Genomic DNA, 16,888 nt, shown 5'->3' on the forward strand with positions numbered 1-16,888 from the left:
GGGGCTGGGCTATGAGATTAACACTGAAGTTCAAGTTGGGCGCGACGTTTGCCGTCGTGCTCGCAATGTCCGGCGTGGGCATGTTCATGGGCATCAACGCTCTCGGCGCCATCAATGCAAAATTGGTCGATATCACCACGCGGATTGCCCCGGCCCGCGATGCCGTGCAGGAACTTGTGGCCGATCAGGTCCGCATCCAGCGGGAGCTGCGTTACCATCTGCTGAACCAGGATCCTGCAGATATCAAGGGATCTGAGGAAAATCTCGCCAAATTCCGCGAAAGTTCAAAGAAGTCCATGGAGAAGGCGCGCCTGCTATCCGACCCGGAGGGCGTCCGCTTGCTCACCTCGGTACAGGCAATATGGGATCAGAGCATCGCCATCAACAATCGCGTGCTTGACCTGAGCCGTGCGAATCGCAAGGAGGAAGGCCTTGCCCTCATTAAAGCCGAGAGCCGCGGGATCTGGCTGAAGATGCAGGACGGGCTCACTGCCGTCACGGACCTCAGCAAGAAAAATATGGAGCAGGCGGTAGCCGAATCCCAATCAACTTATGATCAATCGCGTCTGCTGCTCATCTCGTTGCTCGTGGCCTCAACCCTGATCGCCGCCGGCGCGGCGACCTGGATCGTGTTCAACATCAGCCGCGCCATCGCAAGCGCGCTGGGTCTTGCCACCGCGGTTGCGGCCGGCAATCTCAATGCGACCGCCTCGGTCAAGTCGAACGACGAGATCAAGGACCTGATCGACGCCCTCAACGCCATGGTGTCGAAGCTGAAGGAGGTCGTCTCCGAGGTGATGACGGCGACACGCAACGTCACGTCCGGCAGCCAGGAGATGTCCGCGGCGGCCGAACAGCTCTCGCAGGGAGCGACCGAGCAGGCCTCATCGACCGAGGAAGCATCCTCGTCGATGGAAGAGATGGCCGCGAACATCAAGCAAAATGCCGACAACGCGGTTCAGACCGAGCAGACCGCCCGTCAATCGGCTGAAGATGCAAACGCCAGCGGCGAGGCGGTCGGCAGAGCGGTGACCGCGATGCAGACGATTGCCGAGAAGATCCTGATCGTTCAGGAGATCGCGCGGCAAACCGACCTGCTCGCCCTCAACGCGGCGGTCGAAGCCGCCCGTGCCGGCGAACATGGCCGTGGCTTCGCTGTGGTGGCCTCGGAGGTGCGCAAGCTCGCCGAGCGCAGCCAGACGGCGGCGGCCGAAATCTCGACCCTGTCGACGGACACCGTGAAGGCCGCCGAACAGGCGGGCGAGATGCTCAAAAGGCTGGTGCCGGACATCCAGAAGACCGCAGGCCTCGTTGCGGAAATCTCTTCTGCGACCAACGAGCAGAACGCCGGCGCGAGCCAGATCAACACGGCGATCCAGCAGCTCGACAAGGTGACGCAGCAGAACACCTCGGCCGCGGAAGAAATGTCCTCGACCGCCGAGGAGCTCGCCGGCCAGGCCGAGCAGTTGCAGGCGACCATCAGCTACTTCCGCCTCGACGAACAGGCCGCGCGCTCCGAAGCGCCGGTGGCGCAGCGCCGGTCTGCTCCGGCTGCGGCGAACGTTGCCCAGAAGGCGCCTGCGAGGAACACGGTTGCCGGCATGCAAGAGCGGGTGGCGAATGCTGCGCCGGGTATCGTCAAGCGCAAGAGCAGGACGAGCGACAGCGGCTTCTCGCTCGACATGGGCGGCGGCGCTGACGAGCTCGATGCGGAATTCAAGCGGTCAGGCGCGGCGTGACCTGAACTTCGAAGCAAGACTGACGCGGACGGCTCGTCCGCGCCAGTCTCCCACTTCCGGATGAATGCAACGGTGCCGGCTGTCCGCGCATGGCACGGGCCGGTCGGCCTCGGCCGGGCGGCCTGAATGGAGGAATGTGATGGCAGAAAGTGCACAATACGTCACGCTTGGCGTTGGCGACGAACGCTTCGCCTTGCCGGTGGAGCGGGTGCGGGAGATCCTTCAGATGCAGCCGATTGCACGGATGCCCAACGCTCCGGCGTGCTTTCTCGGCATGATCGACGTGCGGGGCCAGGGGGTGCCGGTGGTCGATCTGCGACTGAAGCTGGGCCTCGAGAGGGGCGAGGATACCGAGACTACGCGCATCATCGTCCTGCAGGTCACCGTCGGAGGGCGCGAGCTCACGCTTGGACTCAAGACGGACCGGGTCTTCGAGGTCACGGAACTCGACGGAAATCATCTCGAGCCGCCGCCGGAGATCGGGACGAGCTGGAGCTCCAATTGCATTACCGGTATCGGGCGGCGCAACGGTGCGTTCGTGACTGTGTTTGATCTGGGCAGCCTGCTCGCCGCTTCCGACGTTGCCGTCATGGAGCGGGCAGCCTGAGTGCCGCAGCCCGTAGATATTCGGGTGAGAGACAAGTGTGGGCTGCCGGATGGCCGTCCGAATGCGTAAGAAGTGTGAATTCGGTTGCCAATGTCACAAGCCCTTCGTCGTATTGAGCCCGCGTATGAGCCGTCCCCGACGGATCGCCTGACGGACAGGGAATTCGCGCAAATCGCTCGTCTGGTTACCGACCACGTCGGAATCAAGTTGCCGCCCGCAAAGCGGATGATGGTCGAGGGACGGCTGCGCCGGCGCACGCGACATCTCGGCCACAGCAGCCTTTCAGCCTACTGTGCGTACCTTTTCAATCAGGGGGGCTCAGGGAGGAGTTCCCTTACCTCATCGACGCGGTGACCACGAACAAGACCGACTTCTTCCGCGAAGCGGAACACTTTTCATGTCTCGAGCACGAGATCATGCCGAAGCTGCTGAAGCTGCGCAGGCCGGGCGAGCGGCCGACAATCAAGCTCTGGAGCGCGGCGAGCTCGACGGGAGCTGAAGCCTACACGATGGCGATGGTCATGGCTGATATCGCCGAGCGGATCAACGGACTCAATTACGAGATTCTGGGCACGGACATTTCGACAGAGGTGCTCGTCCAGGCGAAACTCGCGATCTATCCGAAGGACATGATTGCACCGGTGCCCCCGTCGATGCGCGATCGCTACGTCATGTTTGGCAGCGCATCGTCGCGCCAGGGAGAGGTTCGCATCGTGCCCGAACTGCGGCGCAAGGTGCGGTTCGCCCGTCTCAACCTGATGGACGAGCGCTATCCCTTCGATTGCGAAATGGATGTGATTTTCGTGCGCAACGTCCTCATCTATTTCGACAAGCCTACGCAGGAAGCGGTCGCGGGCCGTCTGGCCAGCCACCTGCGACCCGGCGGCTTCCTGATCTTCGGTCACTCGGAATCGGTGATCGGCTCGAGCCTGCCGCTGCGCCAGTGCGCGCCTGCGGTGTTCCAGCGCGTCTGAGGCGACCATGGGCAGCACGCAGACCAACACAACGGATCGCTCTTTCGCAAAACGAAAGATTCGCGTCCTGGTCGTCGACGATTCCGCCTCAGTACGGAAGGCGCTCTGCGACATCATCGCGAGCGACGCCGATCTGGAAGTCATGGCGACGGCGTCGGATCCCTATGTTGCCGCCGAACGCATCCGGCAGGAGATTCCCGACGTCATCCTGCTGGACATCGAGATGCCGCGGATGGACGGGCTGACGTTCATGCGCAAGATCATGGCGCAGCGGCCGATACCGGTGGTGATCTGCTCTTCGCTGACCGAGGAAGGCTCGGAGACGACCATCAAGGCCCTCGAGGCCGGAGCGGTGGACGTCGTGTCAAAGCCGCGAATGAATACTGCGGAGTTCCTGCAGGAGTCGCGCATGCGAATCTGCGATGTGCTCCGCGCTGCGGCACATTCGCGTCTGTCGTCCCGGGCGCGAGCCGTGGTGCCCGTTCGGATCGAGGCCAGGCACACGGCCGACGTCATCCTTCCTCCCGTCATTCCGGGGCGCGCGACGGCGCCGCTGACCGACCCGATCATCTGTATCGGCGCGTCGACCGGAGGCACCGAAGCCCTGCGTGACATCCTCGTTGCCCTTCCGGCGGCGACGCCGGGAATCGTCATCGTGCAGCATATGCCGGAGAAGTTCACGGCGGCGTTTGCCAAGCGGCTGGACTCGTTGTGTGCGATGTCGATCAGGGAAGCTGCCGAAGGGGATGCCGTCCTGCCGGGTACGGTGCTGGTCGCACCGGGCAACCATCACATGGTGCTGGAGCGCGCCGGCCGCCAATATCGTGTGGCCATCAAGGACGGGCCTCCGGTGTCGCGCCACCGACCGTCCGTCGACGTGCTATTCCGCTCCGCGGCCCAGGCGGCCGGCCCGAACGCCGTCGGCGTCATCCTCACCGGCATGGGAGACGATGGGGCTCGCGGATTGCTCGAGATGAAAGCGGCCGGCGCGAGGACGATCGCGCAGGACGAAGAAAGCAGCATCGTGTTCGGGATGCCGAAGGAGGCGATCCAGCGCGGCGCCGCCAACAAGGTCCTTCCGCTTGATCGCATCGCTCACGAGATGGTTCACGAAGCGCGCCGCGGAAGGGGAGCGGCGTGATGAATCAGGTTGTGCTTGCCGTTTCTGACCGCGGCAACGCTGCTGATCAGCGCGGACAGGAGGCGTCGCGTCCGCCGGTTCGTCGCGCTGCGCTGCGCTATCAGGACCTCCTGCTCAGGGGCGCCGCCAACGAGCTCGCCCGGCCTCGCCAGGCGATCGAGCAATCGTTTCTGCAGATGGGCGACGGCCTGGGCAATTGCGTCAAGCTGCTCGAGCTCCTTTCCGCCGCCCATGAAGCGTTGCCAATCGAGCTATCGAGCGCCGAATTCTCGGCGGCGGCACAGACGCTCGTCGAGATTCGCGACCATGTGAATGCGATCGCGAGGTCGCATGCTGATGAAAAGGATCACGTCAGCTTGCTTGCCGAGATGACGGGTCGGGTCGAGCAACCGATGTCTGACCTCCGGGCGACGGTCCGTGCCATCGGACGGATCTCAACCAACGCCCGGATCGTGGCGGCTGGGTTCGGCGCGAGCAACCAGGACGTTACCGCTTTCACGTCGGACATGGCTTCCCTCGCGCAGAAGGTCAACGAAGCCGTCGATGCCTTTTCGCTCGGCTACGAACGGCTCTCGAAGCGGCTAGCCGCTGCGCGGCTCACGAACAGCGCATTCGTGGCCCGTCACGGCAACACGATCGCTCAGATCGCGCAAACCCTCGAATCCGGGCTCGAGACCATTGCGGTCTTCCAAAAGCAGGTAGAGTCGATTGCGGACGAACGCGCGGCGACGACGAGCCAGATCCGCGCCCGGATCGGGAAAGCGATTTTTGCCTTGCAGATCGGGGATATCACCCGGCAGCGGATCGAGCATGTGGAGAAGGCTTGCGAGTTGCTCCGGGACCGATCGCACGTTCAGGCGACCCAGGAAGCCATGGCCGCGATTGGCCGTCTGCAACTCATGCAGCTGGACCAGACCATCGGCCGCTTCGAGGAGGAGGTCTCCGATCTCACCGAAAACATCAATGGTCTGTCGAAGAATGCGGTCGCAGTTCTGAATGAAGGAAGCGATGAGGCCCAGACTCTGCTGTCGGCCGGCAGCGGATCACTGTCGAGAATGGCGGCCGAGCTCCGCCATATATGCTCTCTGCTCAGCGAGTTCGAGCGCGCGCGCGTGGAGCAAGAGCGAATCGTCGCCGACGTCACGCGCTCCGTAGCGGAAATGGTCGGGCACCTGCAATCGATACGGGCGATCGAGCAGCAGATCCGAATGCTGAGCTTCAACGCCACGATCCAGTGCTGCAGCGTGGACGACGGCGAGGAGGGGCGCGGCCTTGGTGCGGTTGCCCAGCAATTGCGCGAGCTGTCCAATCAGACCGTCGCGGCGGCCAGTGCGATCATGGCCGGCCTGAAGGGCGCGGATGACCAGACGCGGGTCCTCATGGACGAGCGAAACGCGCTGGATTCGCAGCAGATCGACGCCGTAAGGGAGGGTGCCGCGACTGCGATCGCCGTGTTCGAGCGCGTCGCGAGTCGATTGCGCGCGAGCACGGAAAGGATCAAGACCGTCGGGCGGCGAGCCGTATGGTTGCTCGGAATGACGTCGCGGCGCGTTTCGGACCGGCAGCGCATCAGCAACGGCTGGCGTCTCGCCCACTCCAAGCTCGAGCAGTTCATGACATCCGCTGCCGACAGCCCAAATCCGGATGCGGTCGATCAGTGGCTCAGGGACGAATTGCGATCGGTCTACACGATGGAAGACGAGCGGAGAACTTACGACGAGTTCTTCTCGATCGAGCCGAACGAGCCGGCTTCCGCCGATGCGGAATCCGGGGATCTGGACGACATGTTCTTGTAGTGGCGCTCCGGCGAGAATGAACGGGAAACGAGAATGATACAGAATGAGACCAGGCAACGGCTCGCATTCAGTCAGATCGATGAGCGGGCCCTGGCGGACCTGCGGCAGTCGAAGGACCTGATCCTGCGGCATCTGCGGGCGCAGCTCGACATATGCTACGATCATTACGCCGGCTTCGAGCGGACCTCCCATCTGGTCAAGAGCCGCGATCAAATCACGGATACCAAGGCGATGTACGCCGAGCACTGGGACCTCATGCTCGACGGGACGTTCGATGAGGCCTACGAAGCCTCGGCCACCCGGATCGGCGAGTTGATCTATGCGAGGGTCGGCTTTGAACTGTGCTGGTATATCGTCGGCTACGGCCTGGTGCTCTCGGAGACGTTGCAAGCCCTGGCTGACGGCCCGTCCGGAGTATTCGACCGGCGTGCCAGGAAGAAGAAGGCGGATCTCCAGAGGGCAATCGTCAAGGCCGTGACGTTCGACATGAGCATGGTCATTTCCGGCTACATGGAGGCACGCCGACGCGGGCGCGGCGAGGCTTTGCAGCGGCTGGCCGACGATTTCGACGAGGCAATCGGCGGGACTGCGACCATCGTGTCATCATCGGCGAGTGAGCTGGAAGCGTCGGCCTCATCGCTGACGGCGACGGCCGGCGACACCCAGCGTCGGTCGGGAGAGGTGGCGTCAACGTTCGAACATGTCTCGGAGAGCGTCCAGGCGGTTGCTGCAGCGGCCGAGCAACTGGCGAGCTCGGTGGAGGAGATCGGACGACAAGTGCATGCGGCGAGCAAAATTGCGACCGCGGCTGTCGATCACGCATCGAAGACCGATGCGCGTATCAACGAACTGTCCCAGGCGGCAGAGCGGGTTGGCGACGTGGTCAGGCTGATCACCTCGATCGCCGAGCGGACCAACCTGCTGGCGCTCAATGCCACGATCGAGGCTGCGAAAGCAGGCGAGGCCGGACGAGGCTTCGCCATCGTCGCCTCCGAGGTGAAGGCGCTGGCGGCTCAGACGTCCAAGGCGACCGAGGAGGTCGGCGTGCAGATCGTTGCAATGCAGGCCGCGACCAATGATTCGATTGCGGCGCTCAAGGAGATCGGTGCGACGATCGGCAACATCTCGGAGATTTCGACGGCGATCGCGGCTGCGGTCGAGGAGCAGGGGGCGGCGACCCGGGAAATATCGCGCAACGTACATCAGGCCGCGCAGGGTACCCAGGAGGTGGCCGCAAACTTTGTCGATGTCAACAACGGTGCAGCCGAGGTCGAGGCCGCGACCGCCCAGTTGCTGTCATCCGCGCAGGCGCTCGCGGGAGAAGGTGGCCATCTGGAGGGTGAGGTGCAGGGCTTCCTGTCGAGGATACGTGCGGCGTAGGTCTGGACGCGTGCCAAGTGTTGCGTCCAGGAGGAGTAACTGTTGAGACCGACCTGTCATAGCCGCCGCAGGGGAAATATCGGCCATCTCAATATCCCTCCCCTGTGTGGATTCAGCATTGAGACGCTCTGCCTGCCGATCCGAGTCCAATTTTCACAAATATGATCGGTGGAATAGCAGGAAATCGCCGGATTGCGTTCTCTGTCGACGAAGGTACCTGCCCAGAGCGACCTGCGGAGGCTCCCGCGTTCGCGGCAGCCTTTGACGTGCTTGCGGCAGTGTGCGGTCGTGGAATCGCCGCGGCGTCACCAGCAATTACGACGCGTCCGGCGACCATGTGGTCCGATGCGAGGTCGCGGATCGCCTGGGCAAAGGGCTCCTTTGTTGCCTCAACGAACTCGCGGAACGGAAGCGGAAGCAGGTTGTTCGCGTCGCGATGGAGATGCTCAAAGAATTCCGCTTTCGGATCAACGCGGACGATCTAAGCGGGCCCCAAAGGCAGCGAGGTCATCGCTTCCAGTTGCGCTGTTCGCGTCGCTAACCCAGCGAGCAAGCTCTTGTGCAGCCGATCCTCGGGTTCGAAATTTTGCGCGAGCCTTCGGACGGTCTCGACAAATCGCTTGCGATACGTCGCCGCCCTGTCGACGTCTCCGTACTTCGCGAAGATCTCGGCGGCCGTGCGGTACACGCGCCAAGAAGCAATCGGGAAGTCGGCACTGTCGACGATCTCCAGCGCGCGGGACAGCTGCAGCTGAGCCTCCGCCAAATCGCCCAAGGCAAGCGCGGTACGCGCGAGCAGTCCATGGGCCTGGGCCAGGTGATTGAGATCTGGAGCCGTAGCCACATAGTCGTGGAGCTGGCGTGCACAGCTCTGAGCCTGCGTAAGGTCGTCAACCTGCAAGTAATATTCGCCGAGGCAATGATACACCTGCGTCGCGGCGGTAAATTCGATGTCGATGCCTTCTTCATGCCTGCGGCGCTCAATATCGTCAAATTGCCTGCGAGCTCCCGACGGATCGTTCAGGCCGACATAGGCCTTCGCAAGGACGGCCCGCTTGTGGAAGTACGTCGACTGGTCGCCGACCAGCAGACTATCGTCGACGCTTTCGCAGAGCTCCCGGGCTCCATCAAAATCCATCGCTTCGACGTGCAACCACGCAAGCGTTAGCCGGCACAATGCGCTGCTGGGGCCGTTCGCGTTCCTGACGGCCAGTTCGAGGCCGGCCGTGATTTCACGTCGCAATTCGCGCCATTCGCCCAGATGAATGAGCGCGATTGATTCAAGAACATTGAACAGAACAAAAGTGTAAACGTCACCAGCTAAGCGCGCCAACCGCTTTCCTTCCGTGCCGGCGCGGCGGCACTCCTGGTACCGCGACCTCCAGCAATCAACGATACCGGATATTCCATTGCGCCTGATCAAGATGCCATAGTTCGTGGCACCCGCACTCAGCTCGATCGCCCTGTCGCAGAGCGTGGCGTCCTGTTTGCGCCAGCCGTTGAGGAACAGGTTGACGCTCGCGCTGCTGCCCTGGACCAGAGCCTTGAATGTGTCGTCCGCAAGCGCCTGGCTTCGCGACAGTACATCTTCAGCGGCCTCAAGGCAGGCGTGGCGATCCACGCGCAAGCAGAGACTGCTCACAGCCGTGAGGCCGTTGAGCTGTTGCTTGATCTCGCCCGCTTGTTCGGCGCAGGCAATCATGTCTCGCAGATCGCGGATGGAGCCGGCGAGGTCGCCGCACGAGCGAAGAGCCCAGCTTCGCTCGCGCAGAAGAGCGACGCGGGTGGAGAATTTGTCGGCGGCATCGAAACGATCAAGTATGCCAAGCGCGCGGGTGAGATAGCTTGCGGCCTCCGCATGGCCGAGGCGTTTCGTCGAGCTCTTTGCCGCTTCCCGGAGGTAGCGCAACGCGCTGGGAAAGTCGCGACCCTGCTCAAAGTGAAGTGCGAGCGCGGGCGCTATTTCGCCGGTGCGGCCGGCATAGGCCTCCTCCAGCCTCTTGCCCAGGCGCTTGTGCGTTTGTGCGCGGTGCCCGGGCGGCAGATTCTGGTAGATGATATTCTGGTAGAGAATGTGACGGAAGGCGTAGGAGCCCGAATATGTTCCATCGGGCCACTCGGAAACTCCCGAACGAACGAGGATTTGATCCTTCCGGATCGACGCTTCGATGTTCCTTTCAACGTCGATCGCATCGTCGGACAGGCCGGCGGCAACGAGGGCCGCAGAAAATTCCTCGCCGGCAACGCTGGCGACATCGAGCAGACGCCGCTCGTTATCGGTGAGGCGATCGAGCTCGTGGCCGATCATGTTCAGGAGGCTGTCTGGAACGCGATCTTGCGTAAATGCCGGCTGCGAGGACAGGCGCCATCCGTCGTCCATTTCGACGATCGACTCCTGGTCGATCAAGTGTTTGAGCAGCGAGGCAACAAACAAGGGATGCCCCAGCGTTCGCTCGAATACGGGCTTTGACAGGCTGGAGGCAAGTTCCTCGTCGCCGAAGCGCAATGCCAGGTAACGCTCGACCTCCGAACGCGACAATCGATCGAGGCGCAATTCGCTGCAGTATCCATGAATCTCAAGATCCCGGTGCAGGCGGCGGATGGGATGCCCGCCGGCGGAACTGTCGGCCGGACGATAGGAGCAGAGGACCAGCACGCGCGCCTTGCCGTTCCCGCGTGCGAAGCGAGACAGCACGTCGAGTGTCGCGAAGTCGCTCCAATGCAGATCTTCGAGAACAAGGACCCAGGGGCGGTCGATGCTCAGCGCTTCCAGAAGATCGCAAAATTCGCGCAGCATCCGCTCGCGCGTCGCGCCGAACACTTCATCCAGGAAAGCCGCGCGTTCCGATGCGTCGATGACGCCCGGCAATTGCAGTATCCAGGCGGGTGCGTGCACGCGAACTGCCGAAATCAATTCCGGACCGTTTGCGCGATAACGGTTCACCAGTGCATCGATCAGCGGAAGAAAGACTTCGTCCGTTCCGAATCGTTCAGTGCAGCGCCCATAGAGCTGATCGAAGCCCTGTTCCGTCAGCTGCTCGACCGCCCTGGCGATGAAGGCAGTCTTGCCAATCCCGGCTTCTCCCGTGACAAAAGCCATCTGCCGTTTGCCGGACAAGACGTGGCGCGTCATCCGGTCGATCATCTCGAAGGGGGCTGTCCGGCCGACCACCAGGGTGGAGACCTCAGTCGTCAGAGGTACGACCGCGTTCTCGACCTCCCTTTGTGCTTCCCGCACCGTGCCGATGAAGCGGACGCCTTTGCGCGGCAAGGTCTTGATCAGCCGTTGCGCCTCGCCGGAATCGCCTATTCCCGTACGGGCTGCGTTGATGCGGGTGGTGAGCGCCGATTCCGAGACAATGCGCCCGCCCCAAATTGCGCTGATCAGATCGTCCTTGGTCACCACCCGGGCGCGGTGGCGGATCAGATATTCGAGGAGGTCGAAAACCTGAGGTTGCAACGGAACCGCATGTCCGTCACGGCGCAATTCCCGCTGATCGGTGTCGAGGACGAAATCGTCAAATAGATACAGCAAAACAATGCCTTCCGGGGGGCGCGCGAGGCGGATATTCAACCGGTACGCCGGCCCGAAATCAAGCACAGCGTTCAAAATGAAGGAAACGACAAGAACAAATTAAGCCCGCGTTAAAGCGTGGCGTGGCGCCCCGTTCGATACTTCCGGCCGTGTTCAGTCACCTACACAAGGTGTTCGTGTCATGCGCTTGGAAGAAAAGGCGACGCGCCTCACTCGCGTGTTCTATGGGTTGCTGCTTCACAAGATGTTTCGGTCGATCGCGGCATCCTCCGTACCATTGTTTAACAGCAGAGCTTCAACCAGAAGCGATGCGTCATTTTCAGCGAATTCGTTTGTCGCCTCCACGAGGTCTTCCCGAAGAGAAGGCTGGTCTAGGCGCCTCCTTCAGGCGCTCCACCATTCGCGACGGCTACAGGCAGGGCGCACTCTTCGACAGTATCGTCAGCTGGTCCAGTTTGCTTCTCCGCCAGATGTTGGAGGACACGACAATGTCGCTCAGTGAACAGTCGTCCGAGCGCAAACTTCGGATTCCGGCACCGAGCGAGACTGCGCTGGTGGCAACGATCGCCATCTGCTTTCTCGTTCTGCACATCCTTGCAGCCACGATGTCGACGTCGACCCGCCAGAACGATGCCGGGGCAGCGCCCGAGCCGCCCGGACTGTCGTCCGGGGACTAATCGCCCAGTCGCTATTCCAGGATTTTACCGACCGAAAGGGTTCGCTCATGGGCGACATTGCGTCGTTCTGCCTGCTCAGCATCGCTGTGTTTTGCGGCGCTTTCGTCTCGGGCCTCGCGGGCTTTGCCTTTTCGGCGGTGGCCGGCGCGATTCTCCTTCACGTTCTCCCGCCACTGGAGGCGGTCCCGCTGATGATGGCCTGCAGCATCACCGTGCAGGCCACGGGTCTTTGGGCCCTGAGAAAAAGCATCCGCTGGAAACAGAGCTCGGCGCTGGTCGTCGGCGGATTGCTTGGCGTTCCGATCGCCGTGTGGTTGCTGCAAGCTGCAGACGCGCGGATCTTCAGAGAGAGCTTTGGTCTCGCCGTCGCCTGCTATGCGGCCTACACGTTATTCCGGCCGGTGATTTCTCATCGCCTGCAGATGAATGCGGGACGCAATGCCTTGATCGGCTTCGGCGGAGGCTTTGTCGGCGGGTTGACGGCAATGCCGGGTGCAATACCGACCATATGGTGTGACATCCACGGCGTGCCAAAAACCGAGCAGCGCGGAATGGTTCAACCCTTCATCGCCGCCATGCAGATATTCGCACTTGTTCTCATGCTGATCCGAAGAGATCTGTCGACAAAGGTCCTGATCGACTTCGCAGTCAGCATCCCCGCACTCCTCGCAGGAACGGCGCTCGGGATTTATGCTTTTCGCTGCGTCAATGACGCGCTGTTCCGGCGAATTATTCTCAGCATCTTGCTGTTTTCGGGACTGTTGCTGGTGTTGTAGAGCGGTCACTTGCGAGCAGCCGTTTATTGTCGCTCAAGCAGCACTGCTTGGCCTTTTCTTGCGATAGAGCCCATCGTGGCTACGATCGATTGGAAAGGACTGCGGCCAGATCAGATGTCGATTGGTCGTTTGCGGACTGCCGAAATATGACGAACAACAAGGCGAGGCGGTTCTGGTGCGGTAACCCGACGACCGCAGAAGTGAAGGCCGGATAAGTGGTTGAATTTCTTGGTGGGCCCGGCAGGACTCGAACCTGCAACCAGACCGTTATGAGCGACGGGGGAACGATCGGCTTTGTTGATTTTGCTGCGTTTTCGTTTGTGTTTGATCGCGTTCGTTGCGTTTTGATGAGATCGTTTCTGGTGCGAAACTGGTGCGGTGTTTAGAAGCCGGAATCAAACGCACTTCCCGTATCACGCCTGGCCGGCTTCTGGCATTTGCGCCACGAGCGAGCGAACCGTTTCGAGACATGTTTCTTGCTCGTGCTCCCATCCAGGTTGGATGTCCAATTCGGCGAGGTCGGCCTTCAGGTAGTCGACACGAACGCTGGCGAGACGGCGAACGAGGTCGTCCTTCCTGGACGCCACTTCGCCCAAGTTTGCGATGAGGGGGCCGCCGTCGACCTTTTCGATGACTGCGATGTCGAAAATGTCGCGAGGCTTTAGCATCGTCGCCCGATGGTACATCTTCTTGAGGGCGATCTCCGCTGGCAGCTCGACCATAATCGTTGGCCTCCATCCCGCTCGAATTGACGTCAGGTCGATTTCCTTCGTAACCGCATCAAGACCCGAGATCGAGCCGCTGACGATGAAATCGATTTCGCCCTCGGAATATCTGAGTTTGAGATAATGGGCGCCTTGTCCCAATCGTTGCAGTTCCATACGTCGGTCGTCTCTGGCGACAGCAAAGCGAGGTATTGCGGATCGTCGATGAACGCGTCGATGTCCCGGCTGAACCGATGGTTGGCGTAGAGCATCAGGGCTGTGCCGCCGCCGAGTACCCAGTCGGGCACCGGCTGGCCCCGTTGCTCCAGGTCCGAAAGTCCATCGAGCGTTCGAGCAAGTAGCCTACGCCAGTCGCTCAAATGCACTCTCCAATGCAGGGTTGGTTTCGCCAGTGGCCGACTTCATCGACCGATAAGCGGCGGCCAAATCTTGAATAGGAATAGCGTGAAGCCGGGCGAACTGTAAAACAAGTTCAGGTCGGACCTCCGTGAAGAACGTGACGACATGTGCGATCCAATTTTGCCAATCCCTCGACGTGAGGCGAGCCACGAGATCAGTCGAATTGATCGTCCGGCGGTACGGAGCGTTGGTTGTACCGAGAACGAGCTGATCAACATCCTTTGGCGTGGAGGTGCGGTTGGAAGAGCGTCCGACGCTCTTCGATGTCTTCGTCGGGCTCACGCCATGGCGCGGCCTGAGGTCCTCGGCATCCTCGGCGAGCGCCTCCATTGACGCCCGCTGGGCGTCGATCCGCGACTTCAGCGCCAATACGTCCTTGAGCTTCGTGCGGCGGTGCTTGCCGACATATCGGAATGGCAGGTCGCCGAGGTCCATTCGATGCACGACCAGCGGTCGGGAGATTCCCAGGATATCGGCCGCGTCGTTCGGACTGAGTTCCTGATCCTCGGCGAGGACAGCGACACGCTCTCCCTGGAAAAGATGGCCAAGTGCAGTCTCAAGCAGCGCCGCGGCCTTCAGCGGCAACCTGACGACCTGATCCTCGCCCGACTTGCGGCGGACCCGGACCTCGACCCGATCGCCCTTGCCGAGCTTGTCGAAGGCCTTGGCCGCCTTGCGGTCCTGGTCCGAGAGTTCGACGAATTGCAGGACATGGGTGGTCATGACGAGGTCCTTTGCGAACCCAATATAGGCCTGCAGGGCTTTAACTGCAATATCTGAAAGATAGGATTGGCCACAGCCGGTGGCTGCAGCAGATCCGGACCAAGCCGTCACTCGCTGTCCACGGCAATCCCATCACTCGCCTGCGATGTTTTTCCCCGGCGAAGCGAAATGATCGACTGCGGCAGATAGCCCTTTGGATAGACCTCGATGCGCTGCGGGCGTCGCCGACGACGTTTGCCGGCTGCGAAGAAATCCATGTCGCGTTCCTGGGACAAAAGAAACTTCAGGAAGCTTATGTCTCGAACGCGACAGGTTTGATAAATGCTCAGCAATACCAAATGCTCGGCAAGACCGGCTTCTTTGACGCTTCGTCCGACATCCTCTCTATAGTCGCTGACACGCTTGATGGCATTTTCGGCCAGATTGTTATTCCACGACACGCCATCGTTCTGTAGAAACGTAAACAGGCGTTGGCGACTTCGGAGCAATCGCTCTTGTAAGCCTTTGGATGCAGCCGATTCGTAAAATCGGTCAGCGGTTGCATTGAAGAATGCTTCAACTGCGTTCGCATGAGATTGTAGATAACGCCGCTTGAGGCCATGCTCATCGATGGTCCTAACGATTGACCGCAGGAGTGCCCCGAACTGGGCTGTGATGGATTGAAGCTCTTGGTCAAACGGATTGTCGAGAATAGCTCTGTTCATATCGCGCATCAGGTGGATAAGGCAGCGCTGCTGCAAACAGGGAAGTCCGTCGTATGCGGCATAGAAATCCGAGACCAGCACACCTCCAAAATTCTTGAGCATTTGCCGTAGGAAATCTCCCTCACGCGAGCGTCGAAAGATGTAGACCGTTGCGGATGGGCTGGAAAACACCCAGACATATCCCGCGCCGTCCTTCAATTTTATCTCTGTTTCGTCGACGTGCAGCACCGGTCCGGCGATGAGCTTCGCGAGGAGCATGCTGTAGGTCTTGCGATATTGGCGGACGAGCAGATGCCGGAAATCCCTGAACTCCCACAAGTTCACGCGGATGCCGAAGGTCTCATAGAACAGCGCAGCCACCGATCTCATCCCGAGCCGGTGGGAAATGTGCTGATACGCAAACCAGCTCATTAGGCCATGAAAGTACCGTGTTAGGCGGTCGTAGCGCTCGGGCGTGAAGCATTTGTCGCAACACTCGCAACGATAGGCCATAGTCCTGAACTCTACGACCTTCCGGCGGATTGCTCCCGGCGTGAAGACGAGATCGATGGCGCGCTTACGCCTCCTTTGTAGGCCCTTTGGCCGCCGCTTCGGATCGAGTGGCACAATGCGCTTGCTGCTGCAGACCGGACAGCGGCTCGCTGTGACTTCCATCCGGTGGGTAACCCGCAGGTCCCGATTTTGCCACCGCCGGCTCTCCTTCTTAGGGCTTCGCTTGCGCCGGACAGGTTTCGTTCGCACGAAGACGTGGCGTTGCTGGTAATCGAAATAGGCCCGCTTGTTCACGAATTCGAAGTCAGCATGCACGAATTTGGACCAGGTGACAGTGCGCGCCAGCTTGTCGAGCTCCGCCACGGACGATACGCGCGGTCTTGTGCCAGGTTGGTCCTCAGCGTTGCAGATTTGCGCCTCGCTCAGGAAATCACAGACTCTGCGTAACGCTTCGCAGTCTTCGAGATTGTATTGGATCAGCTTGGCTTTCCATGAAGCATCGCCGGTCTTTTCCCAATACTTCCGCCAAACGACGCTCTCGATTCCGGAGGCGTCTGGCTCGGTCCAGCGGCAGCCGAGGCAGCCCGCTATTTCCTTGAGGCCGTTCGAGTAAGTGGGAAAGTAGAGGTGCGGGTAGATGATTGTGAGTACGTTCGTGAGAGCGGCCAAAATAGCGTCAACAGGCTTCTTGCGCCGGGCTTGACGTCGCATGCGCGCGATTACGGTTCGCTCGTAGTTGCCGTATGAGTAAACTCGCGGTGCGTTGTGCTGCGCGACGATGTCGAGAAACCGAGTGAATATGTCGGCTTCCCCTTTCATGTCATCCGCCCAGAACGAGTAGCGTTCGACGCGCTCGCCTTCGCAAACAATAAGTCCAATCAGGTAAATGAAGCCGTCAGGACTACCTTCCATATCGACATAGATGCGCACTGTCGCCGTTGGAACTGCAGGTGCGCCCAGCACATAGATTGTTCGGTCGCGAATGGCTAGCGCGTGCAGGGCATGATCTCGCCGGGTGAGCGGGGTATCGGTGCGTTTGCCGCGACGCCGAGGCCGAAAGGTATGTGCAAGCCGGGTTAGGGTGAGAATGCCCTTGCGGGCGTATCGTTTGATCGCCTTTTCACCGATGCCGCGCAGAAGGCTTAGCAGGCTGCTGAAAAACTGTTCTCGACGGCAATAATGACCTGTGATTCCGTGGAAGTGAAGGCACGGGGTGATTT

The 16,888-nt window shown here is 60.9% G+C and carries 11 protein-coding genes and 2 pseudogenes; 8 read left to right on the plus strand and 5 right to left on the minus strand.

What is annotated here, in order from left to right; genetic code table 11:
• The first annotated feature begins 11 nt into the window (after window positions 1–11).
• The 6 genes and pseudogenes from JQ632_RS23475 to JQ632_RS23500 all read left to right on the plus strand — a co-directional run bounded on the left by JQ632_RS23475 (window position 12) and on the right by JQ632_RS23500 (window position 7,637).
• On the plus strand, window positions 12–1,739 hold the full coding sequence (locus tag JQ632_RS23475; protein ID WP_212404949.1) for a methyl-accepting chemotaxis protein: 1,728 nt from the start codon (window positions 12–14) through the stop codon (window positions 1,737–1,739).
• A 139-nt stretch (window positions 1,740–1,878) separates the two neighbouring features.
• On the plus strand, window positions 1,879–2,346 hold the full coding sequence (locus JQ632_RS23480) for a chemotaxis protein CheW (protein WP_212404950.1): 468 nt from the start codon (window positions 1,879–1,881) through the stop codon (window positions 2,344–2,346).
• A 90-nt stretch (window positions 2,347–2,436) separates the two neighbouring features.
• Window positions 2,437–3,320: pseudogene (locus tag JQ632_RS23485) on the plus strand (CheR family methyltransferase).
• 7 nt (window positions 3,321–3,327) lie between these two features.
• Window positions 3,328–4,461, plus strand: a complete 1,134-nt coding sequence (locus JQ632_RS23490; protein ID WP_212404951.1) for a chemotaxis response regulator protein-glutamate methylesterase — start codon at window positions 3,328–3,330, stop codon at window positions 4,459–4,461.
• Window positions 4,461–6,257 carry a methyl-accepting chemotaxis protein gene (locus JQ632_RS23495; protein ID WP_212404952.1) on the plus strand — a complete coding sequence of 599 codons (1,797 nt, stop codon included), beginning with the start codon at window positions 4,461–4,463 and terminating at the stop codon, window positions 6,255–6,257. The genes JQ632_RS23490 and JQ632_RS23495 overlap by 1 nt, the downstream gene beginning before the upstream one ends.
• A gap of 33 nt (window positions 6,258–6,290) precedes the next feature.
• Entirely contained in the window at window positions 6,291–7,637 is a 1,347-nt protein-coding gene (locus JQ632_RS23500; protein WP_212404953.1) for a globin-coupled sensor protein, read from the plus strand.
• Between the two features lie 481 nt (window positions 7,638–8,118).
• Here JQ632_RS23500 and JQ632_RS23505 read toward each other — a convergent pair whose 3' ends face one another.
• Window positions 8,119–11,211, minus strand: a complete 3,093-nt coding sequence (locus JQ632_RS23505; protein ID WP_212404954.1) for an AAA family ATPase — start codon at window positions 11,209–11,211, stop codon at window positions 8,119–8,121.
• Between the two features lie 449 nt (window positions 11,212–11,660).
• On the opposite strand from JQ632_RS23505, the gene JQ632_RS23510 reads away from it, so the two are divergent.
• Together JQ632_RS23510 and JQ632_RS23515 are read left to right on the plus strand one after the other, a co-directional pair.
• On the plus strand, window positions 11,661–11,849 hold the full coding sequence (locus JQ632_RS23510; RefSeq protein WP_212404955.1) for a hypothetical protein: 189 nt from the start codon (window positions 11,661–11,663) through the stop codon (window positions 11,847–11,849).
• A 47-nt stretch (window positions 11,850–11,896) separates the two neighbouring features.
• Complete coding sequence (locus JQ632_RS23515; RefSeq protein ID WP_212404956.1) at window positions 11,897–12,625, plus strand: sulfite exporter TauE/SafE family protein; 729 nt, start codon at window positions 11,897–11,899, stop codon at window positions 12,623–12,625.
• Between the two features lie 413 nt (window positions 12,626–13,038).
• On the opposite strand, the gene JQ632_RS23520 is transcribed toward JQ632_RS23515, so the two are convergent.
• From JQ632_RS23520 to JQ632_RS23535, 4 genes and pseudogenes are all read right to left on the minus strand, one after another.
• Window positions 13,039–13,506, minus strand: a complete 468-nt coding sequence (locus tag JQ632_RS23520) for a nucleotidyl transferase AbiEii/AbiGii toxin family protein (RefSeq protein ID WP_249152483.1) — start codon at window positions 13,504–13,506, stop codon at window positions 13,039–13,041.
• A 29-nt stretch (window positions 13,507–13,535) separates the two neighbouring features.
• A pseudogene (locus tag JQ632_RS40095) lies at window positions 13,536–13,715 on the minus strand (nucleotidyl transferase AbiEii/AbiGii toxin family protein); the annotation flags it as partial.
• Window positions 13,693–14,472 (minus strand): hypothetical protein, encoded by a 780-nt coding sequence (locus JQ632_RS39595; protein ID WP_249152478.1) that lies wholly within the window; start codon window positions 14,470–14,472, stop codon window positions 13,693–13,695. The pseudogene JQ632_RS40095 and the gene JQ632_RS39595, both read right to left, overlap by 23 nt.
• 107 nt (window positions 14,473–14,579) lie before the next feature.
• A partial coding sequence (locus JQ632_RS23535) for a TM0106 family RecB-like putative nuclease (protein ID WP_212404958.1) occupies window positions 14,580–16,888 on the minus strand: 2,309 nt, incomplete at its 5' end.

Origin of the sequence: Bradyrhizobium liaoningense, from assembly GCF_018130955.1 — a bacterium.
Classification (GTDB): Bacteria; Pseudomonadota; Alphaproteobacteria; order Rhizobiales; family Xanthobacteraceae; genus Bradyrhizobium; species Bradyrhizobium liaoningense_C.

Bases quoted from the DNA above. Each gene is read 5' to 3' on its own strand.
- JQ632_RS23475 (WP_212404949.1), top strand. From the start codon at position 12: ATGAGATTAACACTGAAGTTCAAGTTGGGCGCGACGTTTGCCGTCGTG.
- JQ632_RS23480 (WP_212404950.1), top strand. From the start codon at position 1,879: ATGGCAGAAAGTGCACAATACGTCACGCTTGGCGTTGGCGACGAACGC.
- JQ632_RS23490 (WP_212404951.1), top strand. From the start codon at position 3,328: ATGGGCAGCACGCAGACCAACACAACGGATCGCTCTTTCGCAAAACGA.
- JQ632_RS23495 (WP_212404952.1), top strand. From the start codon at position 4,461: ATGAATCAGGTTGTGCTTGCCGTTTCTGACCGCGGCAACGCTGCTGAT.
- JQ632_RS23500 (WP_212404953.1), top strand. From the start codon at position 6,291: ATGATACAGAATGAGACCAGGCAACGGCTCGCATTCAGTCAGATCGAT.
- JQ632_RS23510 (WP_212404955.1), top strand. From the start codon at position 11,661: ATGTCGCTCAGTGAACAGTCGTCCGAGCGCAAACTTCGGATTCCGGCA.
- JQ632_RS23515 (WP_212404956.1), top strand. From the start codon at position 11,897: ATGGGCGACATTGCGTCGTTCTGCCTGCTCAGCATCGCTGTGTTTTGC.
- JQ632_RS23520 (WP_249152483.1), bottom strand. From the start codon at position 13,506: ATGGAACTGCAACGATTGGGACAAGGCGCCCATTATCTCAAACTCAGA.
- JQ632_RS39595 (WP_249152478.1), bottom strand. From the start codon at position 14,472: ATGACCACCCATGTCCTGCAATTCGTCGAACTCTCGGACCAGGACCGC.